Origin of the sequence: Pseudonocardia nematodicida (assembly GCF_040105385.1) — a bacterium.
GTDB lineage: Bacteria > Actinomycetota > Actinomycetes > Mycobacteriales > Pseudonocardiaceae > Pseudonocardia > Pseudonocardia nematodicida.
On sequence record NZ_JBEDNQ010000021.1, the window covers coordinates 1 to 10,445 of the forward strand.

Annotated in this window: 10 protein-coding genes; 6 read left to right on the forward strand and 4 right to left on the reverse strand. The window is 74.0% G+C overall.

Annotated elements, in window-relative coordinates:
• Positions 1–48: 48 nt before the first annotated feature.
• The 4 genes from WIS52_RS31575 to kdgD are packed head-to-tail and all read right to left on the reverse strand — an operon-like array spanning position 49 to position 3,889.
• Entirely contained in the window at positions 49–444 is a 396-nt protein-coding gene (locus WIS52_RS31575) for a universal stress protein (RefSeq protein ID WP_349302099.1), read from the reverse strand.
• Complete coding sequence (locus WIS52_RS31580; RefSeq protein ID WP_349302100.1) at positions 441–1,376, reverse strand: 2-hydroxyacid dehydrogenase; 936 nt, start codon at positions 1,374–1,376, stop codon at positions 441–443. The genes WIS52_RS31575 and WIS52_RS31580 overlap by 4 nt, the downstream gene beginning before the upstream one ends.
• Positions 1,369–2,967 carry an aldehyde dehydrogenase (NADP(+)) gene (locus WIS52_RS31585; RefSeq protein WP_349302101.1) on the reverse strand — a complete coding sequence of 533 codons (1,599 nt, stop codon included), beginning with the start codon at positions 2,965–2,967 and terminating at the stop codon, positions 1,369–1,371. The genes WIS52_RS31580 and WIS52_RS31585 overlap by 8 nt, the downstream gene beginning before the upstream one ends.
• Positions 2,968–2,971: 4 nt before the next feature.
• Positions 2,972–3,889 (reverse strand): 5-dehydro-4-deoxyglucarate dehydratase, encoded by a 918-nt coding sequence (gene kdgD, locus WIS52_RS31590; protein WP_349302102.1) that lies wholly within the window; start codon positions 3,887–3,889, stop codon positions 2,972–2,974.
• A 238-nt stretch (positions 3,890–4,127) separates the two neighbouring features.
• On the opposite strand from kdgD, the gene WIS52_RS31595 reads away from it, so the two are divergent.
• Genes WIS52_RS31595 through WIS52_RS31620 form a run of 6 tightly spaced genes read left to right on the forward strand, consistent with a single transcriptional unit; the run spans position 4,128 to position 10,270 of the window.
• A complete protein-coding gene (locus WIS52_RS31595) occupies positions 4,128–5,681 on the forward strand; it encodes an ABC transporter substrate-binding protein (RefSeq protein WP_349302103.1) in 1,554 nt (517 codons plus the stop codon).
• Positions 5,678–6,607: an ABC transporter permease gene (locus WIS52_RS31600; protein WP_349302104.1), complete on the forward strand. Its 930-nt coding sequence runs from the start codon at positions 5,678–5,680 to the stop codon at positions 6,605–6,607. Before WIS52_RS31595 ends, WIS52_RS31600 begins: the two co-directional genes overlap by 4 nt.
• A 13-nt stretch (positions 6,608–6,620) precedes the next feature.
• Positions 6,621–7,583 (forward strand): ABC transporter permease, encoded by a 963-nt coding sequence (locus WIS52_RS31605; protein WP_349302105.1) that lies wholly within the window; start codon positions 6,621–6,623, stop codon positions 7,581–7,583.
• Positions 7,580–8,575: an ABC transporter ATP-binding protein gene (locus tag WIS52_RS31610; protein ID WP_349302106.1), complete on the forward strand. Its 996-nt coding sequence runs from the start codon at positions 7,580–7,582 to the stop codon at positions 8,573–8,575. The genes WIS52_RS31605 and WIS52_RS31610 overlap by 4 nt, the downstream gene beginning before the upstream one ends.
• On the forward strand, positions 8,568–9,557 hold the full coding sequence (locus WIS52_RS31615; protein WP_349302107.1) for an ABC transporter ATP-binding protein: 990 nt from the start codon (positions 8,568–8,570) through the stop codon (positions 9,555–9,557). The genes WIS52_RS31610 and WIS52_RS31615 overlap by 8 nt, the downstream gene beginning before the upstream one ends.
• A complete protein-coding gene (locus WIS52_RS31620; protein WP_349302108.1) occupies positions 9,554–10,270 on the forward strand; it encodes a sulfite exporter TauE/SafE family protein in 717 nt (238 codons plus the stop codon). The genes WIS52_RS31615 and WIS52_RS31620 overlap by 4 nt, the downstream gene beginning before the upstream one ends.
• Positions 10,271–10,445 lie beyond the last annotated feature (175 nt).

The following is a 10,445-nucleotide window of genomic DNA, read 5'->3' on the forward strand; positions in this document are numbered from 1 at the left end:
TGGTTGTGGTTGCCGCGCCCCCGCCCGCCACAACCACTCACGAGGGGGTCAGCGGGCGGGGGCGACGGCCGGCTTCACCGCGACGACCGGGCAGTCCGCCTCGAGCAGCACGCGCTGCGAGGTGCTGCCCATCAGCAGCTTCCCGACCGGCGAGCGGCGCCGCAGGCCGATCACCAGCAGGTCGACGTCGTCGTCGTAGGAGACGTCGACGAGCACGTCCGCGGGGTTGCGGCCGTCGGTCGGCGGGGGCTCCACCGTCACGTCCGGGTCGCCCCCGGCCGCGGCGCGGGCCAGCGCGATGTCCGCGGCCAGCTCGTCCTCCTGGCCGTCGCCGGCGCCCAGTACCCGCAGCGGCACGCCGCGGGTCACCGACTCGCGCATCGCGTACGCGAGCGCGGCCCGGCCCTCGGGCGCGGGCACCCAGCCGATCACGATCGAGCTCATACCGGCGTCACCACCGTTCCGTCGTGCAGGAACCGGTCCAGGTTCCGCAGGGTGAGGGCCTCCATGTCGGCCCGGGTCTCCACCGTCCCGCTCGCCACGTGCGGCAGCAGGACGACCTGGTCGAGCGCGCGCAGCCGCTCCGGGACGTGTGGCTCGTCGGCGAACACGTCGAGCCCGGCGCCGGCGAGGCCGCCGGAGGACAGCAGCTCGACGAGCGCGTGCTCGTCGACGACGCTGCCCCGCGCCACGTTGACCAGGTGCCCGTCGGGACCGAGCGCGGTGAGCACCTCACGGCTCACCAGCCCGGCCGACCCGGAACCGCCGGACGCGGCCACCACCAGCACGTCGACACCGGCCGCCAGCGCGACGGGGGACTCGGCGTAGGCGTAGGGCACGTCCGCGACCGGGCGGCGGTTGTGGTAGCTGATCGTGGCGCCCAGCGCCTCGAGCCGGGTCGCGATCGCCCGCCCGATCCGGCCGAGTCCGAGGATCCCGACCCGGCGCCCGCTCGCCCGGCGCCGCAGCGGGAACCCCTCCTGCTCCCACCGGCCGTCGCGCACGAACCGGTCGGCGGCGGAGAACCCGCGCAGGGTGTCCAGGTAGAGCGCGAGCGCGGTGTCGGCGACGCAGTCGGTGAGCACGTCCGGGGTGTTCGACACCAGGATCCCGCGGGCGGCGGCGGTGTCGACGTCGGTGGTGTCGTAGCCGACCCCGAAGTTCACGACCGCGCCGAGCTTCGGCAGCGCGTCCATCAGCGCGGCGTCGACGCCGAACCGGCCGGTGGTCACCACCGCCCGGACCGTCCCGCCGTGCTCGGCCAGGAACGCGTCGCGCTCCGGACCGTCGCCGGGCAGCGTGCGCGCGCCGTAGGAGCCGGTCAGGGTCTCGGCGAGCGACGGCTTGAGGGTGCCGACGACCAGGACCTCACTCACCGTCCACCGTCCGCGGCACGTCGAGCGGGTTGGCGTCGGCCAGCACCGCGGGCAGCAGCGCGTCCGGCACGTCCTGGTAGGCGACCGGGCGCAGGAACCGCTCGATCGCCCGGGTGCCGACCGAGGTGGTGCGGCCGTCCGAGGTGGCCGGGAACGGGCCGCCGTGCACCATCGCGGTGCTCACCTCGACCCCGGTCGGCCACCCGTTGACGACGATCCGCCCGACCCGGTTCTCCAGCAGCGGCAGGAGCTCGCGGGCCAGGGCCAGGTCGCCGTCGTCGGACGGGTCGAGGTGCAGCGTCGCGGTGAGCTGGCCCTCCAGCCCGGCGATCAGCCCGGCCAGCTCGCCGGTGCCGAACAGCCGCACGACCAGCGACGACGCCCCGAACACCTCGTCGGCGAGCCGCTCGTCGGCGGCGAAGGCGGCACCGCTGGTGGAGAACAGGTGCGCGACGCCCGGGGAGGCGATCGCGTCGTCGGCGCGGCCGCCGGCGACCTCGGTGACCTCCGGGTGCGCGCGCAGCGCGGCCGAGCCGGTGACGTAGGCGTCGCAGATGCCGGTGGTGAGCATCGGTGCGGCCGCGGACGCCGTGACGGCGTCGGCGGCGGCGTCGACGAACCGGTCCAGGTCCGGACCGTCGACGCCGATGACCAGACCGGGGTTGGTGCACAGCTGGCCGACGCCGGTGGTCAGCGACCCGGCGAACGCCTCGCCGAGCCGCTCGGCCCCGCCGCGCAGGGCGCCGGGCAGCAGCAGGACCGGGTTGATGCTCGACATCTCGGCGTAGACCGGGATCGGGGCCGGGCGGGCGGCGGCGGTGGCCATCAGCGCCGTGCCGCCGCCGCGCGAGCCGGTGAAGCCGACGGCGGCGATCCGCGGGTCCGCGACGAGTGCCGTCCCGACCTCGCGGCCCGCGCCGTAGACCATCGAGAACACGCCCTCGGGCAGGTCGTGCGCGGCGACCGCGCGCGCGATCGCGACCCCCACCAGCTCGGAGGTGCCCGGGTGGGCGCCGTGCGCCTTGACCACCACCGGGCAGCCCGCGGCGAGCGCGGAGGCGGTGTCGCCGCCGGCGACGGAGAACGCCAGCGGGAAGTTGCTCGCGCCGAACACCGCGACCGGGCCGACCGGGACCATCCGCTGGCGGACGTCCGGGCGGGGCAGCGGGCTCCGGTCGGGCAGCGGGGTGTCGAACCGGACGCCGGCCCAGCGCCCGTCGCGCACGACGGTCGCGAACAGCCGCAGCTGGCCGGTGGTGCGGGCGATCTCGCCGCGGATCCGTGGCTCGGGCAGGCCGGTCTCCGCGCCGACCCGCTCGACGAGCGCCTCGGTGATCCCGTCGATGTTCGCGGCGATCGTGTCGAGGAACGCGGCGCGCTCGGCCGGCGCGGTCTCCCGGAAGGCGCCGAAGGCCTCGGCGGCCAGTGCCGCGGCCCGCTCGACGTCGGCGCGGTCACCGAGCCCGTAGGTGGGGGCGAGGTCGGCGCCGGTGCGCGGGTCGCGGGCGGTCAGGGTTCCGGCGCGACCGGTGACCCGGGCGGCGCCCAGGAGCATCTCGCCGGTGAGGGTGGTCGACTCCACGGTGGTCATCGGTTCAGCTCACCTTCTTCACGAGCTCGGTCAGCTCGGCCAGCTCGATCTCGGACAGGTCGGTCAGCGGTGGGCGCACCGGGCCGGCCGGGCGGCCGACGGCGGTGAGCCCGGCCTTGACGATCGACACCGCGTACCCGGCCCGCCGGTCGCGGATCTCCAGGTAGGGCAGGACGAACTCGGCGAGCCGGGCGTGCACGTCGGCGCGGTCGCGGGTGCGCACCGAGGAGTAGAACTCCGCGGCCCAGGCCGGTGCGAAGTTGAAGATCGCCGAGGAGTAGGTGGTCACGCCGAGCTCGAGGTAGGGCAGGGCGTAGGTCTCGGCGGTGGGCAGGCCGCCGACGTAGACCAGGCGGTCGCCGTGCGTGGCGTGCAGCCGGGCCAGCAGGTCGATGTCGCAGACGCCGTCCTTGAAGCCGACCAGGTTGTCGAACTCGCCGACCAGGCGGTCCACCGTGGACGAGGCGAACCGGGCGTTGGCCCGGTGGTAGACGGTGACGCCCAGCGAGGTGGCCCGGCAGACGGCGGCGACGTGCCGGTACAGGCCCTCCTGGTCCAGCTCGGTGAGGTAGGGCGGCAGCAGGAAGACGCCGTCGGCGCCCAGCTCCTCGGCGGAGCGGGCCATCTCGACGGCGGTGGCGGTGCCGTAGCCGGCCGGTGCGACGACGGGCAGCCCGTCCGGGACCGACTCGACGGTCGCCCGCACGACCCGGGCGACGTCGGCGGTCGTCAGCGAGAAGAACTCACCGGTGCCACCCGCGGCGAACAGCCCGGAGGCGCCGAACCCGCCGAGCCACTCGACGTGCTCACGGTAGGCGGACTCGTCGAGCCGGTAGTCCGGCGTCGCGTGGGTGACGGGGAACGACAGCAGACCGGAGCCGAGCGCGTCACGCAGTTCGGCGGGGGAGAAGCGGCTGGTCATGGTCGGTATGGCTCCTCGGTGGGGTGCTCGGACAGCGGCGGCGGCACGCGGCCGTGGACAAGGGAACGGTACCAGCGCTGCCCAGATATGAGAACGCTGTCTGCATATGTGGACCGTCATCTCTTGACGGGCGTCACAGTCGCTCGTACCGTACATCCACGGATTCGCACAGCGTCCTCATATGTGGACACCCCCGCTCCCGTGAGCGCTGTGCTCTGTCTCGTGCGGAGGACCAACGATGACTTCTGCCCGGCGGAGCGTGCTCCGCCGCCCGAGAGCGGGCGCCGCCCTGCTGCTCGCGGCCTGCTGCCTGGCGGCGGCCGGCTGCGCGGCACCGGCGGCCGCGGCCCCGTCCGACTCGGTCCGGATCGTGCTCCCCGATGAGCCGCCCACCCTGGAACCGTGCGACGCCTCGCTGACCCAGACCGGCGTGGTGGTCCGGTCGAACATCACCGAACCGCTCGCCGAGCGCGACCCCACCACCGGCGACCTCGAACCCCTGCTCGCCACGTCGTGGTCGCAGACCGCCCCCGACACCTGGACCTTCCGGATCCGCGACGGCGTCCGGTTCTCCGACGGCACCCCGTTCGACGCCCGCGCGGCCGCCTTCTCGATCGAGCGCACGGTGAACACCTCGATCGGCTGCAACGTCGACGGCTACGTCTTCGGTGACCGCGAGGTGCGCGCCGAGGCGCCCGACCCCGGCACGCTCGTCGTGACCACCGGGGAGCCGGACCCGATCCTGCCGCTGCGGCTGTCGTTCGTGGAGATGGTGCCGACGAGCACCGACACCGAGGCCAAGGTGCGCCAGCCGATCGGCACCGGCCCGTACCGGGTGCAGCGCTGGGACGCCGGCACCCGGCTGGTCCTGGAGCGCAACCCCGAGTACTGGGGCACCCCGCCCGCCTACGCGCAGGCCGACTACCAGTGGCGCTCCGACGCGTCGGTCCGCGCGGCGATGGTCGTGAACGACGAGGCCGACATCGCGACCGGGCTCGGGCCGGAGGACGGCGCCGAGGACCTCGGGGTCTCCTACCCCAACAACGAGACGACCGCGCTGCGCATCCAGGCCACCGAGCCGCCGCTGGACGACATCCGGATCCGCCAGGCCGTCGGCCTCACCGTGGACCGGGACGGGATCATCTCCGCGTTGTTCGAGGGCGACGGGGACCCGGCCGCCCAGCTCGTCCCCGAGGGCGTGATCGGGCACAACGACGCGCTGGCTCCGGTCGGGTTCGACGTCGACCGGGCCCGCGCGCTCGTCGACGCCGCCCGCGCCGACGGCGTCGACACCTCGGTGCCGATCCAGCTGATCGCCCGCACCGGGCAGTTCCCGCGGATCGACCAGGTCGTGCAGGCGATCGCCTACCAGCTCGAGCAGGCCGGGCTGACCGTCCGGATCCGGATGATGGACACCGCCGAGCAGACCGAGTACCAGCAGCGGCCGTTCCCGCCGGACACCGGCCCGTACCTGCTGATGATCATGCACGGGAACCAGGCCGGGGACGCCGCCTTCAGCATGGACCAGTACCTGCGCAGTGAGGGCTTCCAGAGCTCCTACGGCACGCCGGAGCTCGACGAGCGGATCGCCGCCGCCGAGGCGGCGTCCGGGCAGGCCCGGCAGGACGCCCTGGCGTCGATCTTCGCCGACGAGCCCCGGCTGGTCGACCAGTACGCCTACATCGCCCACATGCGCGGCATCCTCGCCCGCTCGCCGTCGGTGGACTACACGCCGGACTCCGCGACCGGGGACGAGATGCGGCTGGCCGAGATGAAGCCGAGGACGCCATGACCACGTTCCTGCGCAAGCGAGCGGTGAGCAGCGCGATCCCGCTGCTGGTCGTGCTGCTCGGGGTGTTCCTGCTGGCCCGGCTGACCGGCGACCCGACGTCGCTGTACCTGCCCGAGTCCGCGACCCCGGACCAGCGCGCCGAGTTCGCCGCGGCCAACGGCCTGGACAAGCCGGTGTGGCAGCAGCTGCTCGACTACCTGTGGGGTGTGCTGCACCTGGACTTCGGCACCTCGCTGCGGACCGGCGAACCGGCCGCGGAGATGGTGCTGCGGGCCTACCCGCACACCCTGCAGCTGGCCGGGGTGACGATGCTGCTGGCCGTGCTCGGCGCCGTCGTCGTCGGCAGCTGGGCGGCCTACCGGCCGAACTCGCCGGCCGACCGGGCGTCGTCGTTCCTGTCGATGACCGGCGCCAGCGTGCCGGACTTCTGGATCGCCGTCACCGGCGTGTGGATCTTCGCCGTGGTGCTCGGGATCCTGCCGACCTCCGGCAACGACAACGGCATCCTGTCCTGGATCCTGCCGATCTTCGTGCTGATGATCCGCCCGCTCGGCGTGCTCACCCAGGTGGTGCGCGGCGCGATGGTGTCCGCGCTGTCGGCGCCCTACGTGCGGCTCGCCCGCAGCAAGGGCGCCGACTCGCGGCGGGTGGTGACCCACCACGCGCTGCGCAACGCCGCGGCGCCGGCCCTGACCGTCGCCGGTGACCTCGCGGTCGGCCTGGTCAACGGCGCCGTCATCGTCGAGACGATCTTCGGCTGGCCGGGCATCGGCAAGCTGATGATCGACTCGATCCTGCAGCGCGACTTCGCGGTGCTGCAGGCCGCGGTGCTGCTCACCGCGGTGACGATCTTCCTGCTCAACGTCGTGATCGACATCTGCTACGCGCTGCTCGACGCCCGCGTCCGCGACACCACCACCGTGTAGAGGAGTGCCGCCGATGACCGCCACCGAACGGGCGCCGCAGACACCTCCCGCCCCGACGTCCGCCCCACCCACCCCGCGCCGCCGGGCCCCGCGGCTGTCCCGCCTGCTGCTCAACGACCGGGTCGCCGTCGTCGCCGCGGGAGTGCTCGTGCTCGCGGCGCTGTGCGCGCTGCTCGGGCCGCTGCTGCTCGGCGAGGCCGCGCAGCGCCAGGACCTGGCGCTGTCCAAGCTCCCGCCGCTGTCGTTCGACGAGCTCGGCTGGCTGGGCCTGCTCGGCACCGACCCGCTGGGCCGCAGCGTGCTGGCCCGGGTGATCGTGGCCAGCGCGACGACGTTCGCCGTCGCGCTGCCGACCGTGATCCTCTCGATGGTGATCGGCTCCGCGATCGGCCTCTGGGCCGGCTTCCACCGCGGGCGCCGGGAGACGGTCGCGATGCGGTTCGCCGACGTGATCATGAGCTTCCCGTCGCTGCTGCTCGCCGTCGTCGTGCTGTACGTGTTCACCCCCGGGATCGCGACGATCGTGCTGGTCCTGACCATCACCCGGATCCCGGTCTACCTGCGGACCTCGCGCGCCGAGTCGGCCGAGCTCCAGCGCCGCGGCTTCGTCGACGCCGCCCGCACGTTCGGCACCCCGAGCGGCGCGATCATCCGGCGGCACGTGCTGCCGATCGTGCTACCCACGCTGCTGACGGTCGCGACGCTGGACTTCTGCTTCGTCGTCCTCGCCGAGTCCTCGCTGTCGTTCCTCGGTATCGGCATCCAGCCCCCGGACGTCAGCTGGGGCCTGATGGTCGCCGAGGGCCGCACCTACCTGCGGACCGCCTGGTGGCTGTCGTTCTTCCCCGGCCTGGCCATCGTGGTCACCACCGTGTCGGCGACGGTGCTCTCGGCCTGGGTCCGGCTGGCCACCGACCCCGCCCAGCGCTGGCGGCTGTCCGTCCCCGCCGCCCGCAAGAAGGAGGTGCCCGCGTGACCGCGACACTCGGTACGGACACGGTGCTGGAGGTCGACGGCCTGACCGTCGACATCCGCACCCACGACGGCACCGTGCGCGCCGTCGACGGGGTCGGGTTCAGCGCCCGGCGCGGAGAGACCCTGGCCCTGCTCGGCGAATCCGGCTGCGGCAAGTCGATGACCGCGCGCGCGGTCGTCGGGCTGCTCGAACCGGTCGTCGACGTCACCGCGGGCTCGGTGCTGCTCGACGGCGTCGACCTCGTGACGGCCGACGACCGAACCCGCCGCGCGCTGGCCGGCCCGGGCATCGCGATCGTCTTCCAGGACGCGCTGACCGCGCTCAACCCGGTCTACCCGGTCGGCACCCAGCTCGCCGAGCCGTTCCGGATCCACCGCGGGATGTCCCGCCGGGACGCCCGCCGCGAGGCGATCGCGCTGATGGAGCGGGTCGGCATCCCCGAGCCGCAGGTCCGGGTGGACGCCTACCCGCACCAGTTCTCCGGCGGCATGCGGCAGCGGCTGCTGATCGCGATGGCCGTGGCGCTGAGCCCGACCGTGCTGCTGGCCGACGAGCCGACCACCGCACTCGACGTGACCGTGCAGGCCCAGATCATGACCTTGCTGCGCGACCTGCGCGCCGAGCACCGGATGGCTGTCGTCCTGATCACCCACGACCTCGCGCTGGTCGCCGAGGAGGCCGACCGGGTCGCGATCATGTACGCCGGGACGGTGGTGGAGACCGGCCCCGTCGGCGAGGTCTTCGCCTCCCCGCGCCACCCCTACAGCAAGGGCCTGCTCGACTCGGTCCCCGAGCACGTCCGACCCGGCGAGCCGCTTCGCTCGATCGGCGGCGCCCCGCCGGACCTCGCCGACGTGCCCGCCGGGTGCGTCTACCAGGACCGCTGCCCGCTGGTGCGGGACCGCTGCCGGGCGTCGCGGCCCCCGCTGGACGAGACCGGACCGGGCCGCGCCGCGGCGTGCTTCTACTCCTCGGAGGTGTCGGATGGGTGAGCAGCCGCTGCTCGAGGTCCGCGATCTCAGCAAGTCCTTCACGGTGCGCGGCGGGAAGGTGCGGGCGCTGGACGGCGTCGGGCTCGAGCTCGCCCGCGGGGAGACGCTCGGCCTGGTCGGAGAGTCCGGCTGCGGCAAGTCCACGCTGGCCCGGCACCTGCTGATGCTGGAGCGCCCGGACGCCGGGACCGTGCGGTTCGACGGCACCGACCCGTTCGCGCTGTCCGGCAAGGAGCTGTTCGACTGGCGGCGCCGGGTGCAGATGGTGTTCCAGGACCCCTACGACTCGCTCAACGCGCGGATGACCGCCGGCGAGATCGTCGCCGAGCCCTGGCGCACGCACCGGACGATGTACCGGACCGCGCGCGAGCGCGCCGCCCGGGTGCGCGAGCTGCTGCACCTGGTCGGGCTGCGGCCCAGCGACGCCGACCGGCACCTGCAGGAGTTCTCCGGCGGTCAGCGGCAGCGGCTCGGGATCGCCCGCGCGCTGGCGCTGGACCCGGACGTCGTGGTGTGCGACGAGCCGGTCTCCGCGCTCGACCTGTCGGTGCAGGCCCAGGTCCTCAACCTGCTCGCCGAGCTGCAGCGCGAGCTCGGTGTGTCCTATGTGTTCATCTCGCACGACCTGTCGGTGGTCCGGCACGTCGCCGACCGGGTCGTGGTCATGTACCTGGGCCGGATCGTCGAGTCCGGAACCACCGAGGAGGTCTTCGAGCGCCCGCAGCATCCCTACACCGCGGCGCTGATGTCGGCCGCGCCCTCGCTCGACCGGTCGTCGGCGCGGGAGCGGATCGTGCTGGAGGGCGAGATCCCCTCCCCGCTGAACCCGCCGTCGGGCTGCCGGTTCCGCACCCGGTGCTGGAAGGCGACCGACATCTGCGTGACCGAGGCCCCACCGAGGCTCGACGACGGCGCCGGGCACGCCGCCGAGTGCCACCATCCGCTCGTCCCGGGTCCGGAGGCGCTGGCCCGGGTCCCGTGACGGCGGCCGGGTTCGCGCTCGTCGCCGTCGCGGTGCTGTTCGCAGCCTGTCTGCAGGCCTCGATCGGCTTCGGGATGGGCATGCTCGCCGCGCCGGTCGTCGCGCTCGTCGACCCGACGCTGGTGCCCGGGGTGATCGTGCTGCTCGGGGCGATGGTCACGCTGGTGGTCACGGTGCGCGAGCGGGCCGCCCTGGACCTGCGCGGGGCCGGCTGGGCCCTGACCGGCCGGGTCCCGGGCACCGCGGTGGGCGCGTTGCTGGTGGCGCTGCTGCCCGCGCGCGGGCTGGCGCTGCTGCTCGCGGGCGTCGTGCTGGCCGGGGTGGTGCTGACCTCGCTGGGCTGGGCGCCGCGTCCGCGCCGGCGCGCGCTGGTGACCGCGGGCGCGGCGTCCGGGCTGCTCGGCACCGCGACCGGGATCGGCGGCCCGCCGATGGCGCTGGTCTGGCAGGGCCTGTCCGGCGCGGCCCTGCGCGGCACGATGGGCGGGTTCTTCCTGGTCGGTTCGGTGCTCTCGGTCGGCGCGCTCGCCCTCGCCGGGGCGATCGACGGCGCGGTGCTCGCGTCCTCGGCCTGGCTGGCGCCGTTCGTGCTGGCCGGCTACGCGCTGTCGAGGCTGGTGAACCGGGTCCTGGACCGCCGACGCCTGCGGCTCACCGCGATCACGGTCTCGACCCTGGGCGCCGTACTCCTGATCGCCCAGCAGCTCACCTGACCGCGCCGGCCCGCCGCCCCCTCCCCTTCCCACCCCCTCTTCTTTTCTGACTCATGACTGTGAGGGTGGATGGGCCGGTCCAAAGATGATGGGCTGGTGACAGAGGCGGCGGGTGTGGCCCGACTCATGACTGACCTGTGTGTCTTTCGAGCGACTTGCCCACCTGCTGCTTCTG